Genomic DNA, 1,047 nt, shown 5'->3' with positions numbered 1-1,047 from the left:
CTATTTTGTGCAATATCTGGCTGTGTCTATATTTTAAATGATTTTATGGATATTGAGGCAGATCGACAGCACCCTGTTAAGCGATATCGACCGATGGCATCGGGGGCATTAAATCCGTACTTTGCTATTACGGCAGGTTGTGTTATTTTAGTAGCGTCTTTAGTAGTTTCATATATACTAAATCCGTTATTGTGCTTAGTATTAGCAGCCTATTTTATTTTAAATGTAGCGTATTCAATTCGTTTAAAGCATGTTGTAATCATTGATATTTTAATTATTGCATCTGGATTTGTTTTACGAGCATTGGCCGGTGGATTAGTTATTCAAGTGCCATTTACACCGTGGTTTTTATTGTGTACATTATTACTGTCACTATTCTTGGCCATTAATAAAAGAAGACATGAATTAGTATTGTTACAGAATAATAAAGGTTCTCATAGAAAAGTATTAGAAAGTTATTCTCCTGCTTTGTTAGACCAATTAAGTACAATTGTTACATCGGCAACTATTGTAACTTATGCTATCTTTACTTTTAATGCAGGGAAAAGTATCTATTTAATGTGGACAATCCCATTTGTAATTTACGGGATCTTTCGTTATTTATATTTAGTTCACATGGAAGATAAGGGTGGAGAACCAGATAAAGTTTTATTAGAGGATCAGCATATTTTAATAACAGTGTTGTTATATGCGATAACAGTTATTATTATACTATTGAACTTTTAATTACTCTATTCGGGTTTACTAAAACGTTTAAGAGGAGAGTCTTAAACGTTTTTTATTTGGAATAAAACAGTTAAGGAGTATAGAGATGCAACAATTTTTGATGATTATTTTATCAGTTGGTATGGGAGTTGTAGGGCAAATTTTATTAAAGTTTGGCGCAATGAAATCACAAAGTTCAGCGGCTGTAGGTATTATGAATTTCATTAACGTACCGAACTTTTTCGGACTAGCTTTTTACGGTTTAAGTGCATTATTATGGATGATTGTGCTGAGAAAGGTTGATTTAAGTTATGCATACCCAATGGTGAGTTTCGGATATGT

Annotated in this window: 2 protein-coding genes; both read left to right on the top strand. The window is 32.5% G+C overall.

The genetic code is table 11. The annotated features are described in order from the left end of the window. Window positions 1-726: decaprenyl-phosphate phosphoribosyltransferase (locus DN401_RS29385; protein WP_149288124.1), on the top strand; the 726-nt coding region annotated here is incomplete at its 5' end. A gap of 85 nt (window positions 727-811) precedes the next feature. Then, a partial coding sequence (locus tag DN401_RS29380; RefSeq protein ID WP_071741417.1) for a DMT family transporter occupies window positions 812-1,047 on the top strand: 236 nt, incomplete at its 3' end.

Source organism: Bacillus sp. BF2-3 (assembly GCF_008368795.1).
Lineage (GTDB): Bacteria > Bacillota > Bacilli > Bacillales > Bacillaceae_G > Bacillus_A > Bacillus_A cereus.
This window is presented reverse-complemented; position numbering and strand designations above follow the sequence as displayed.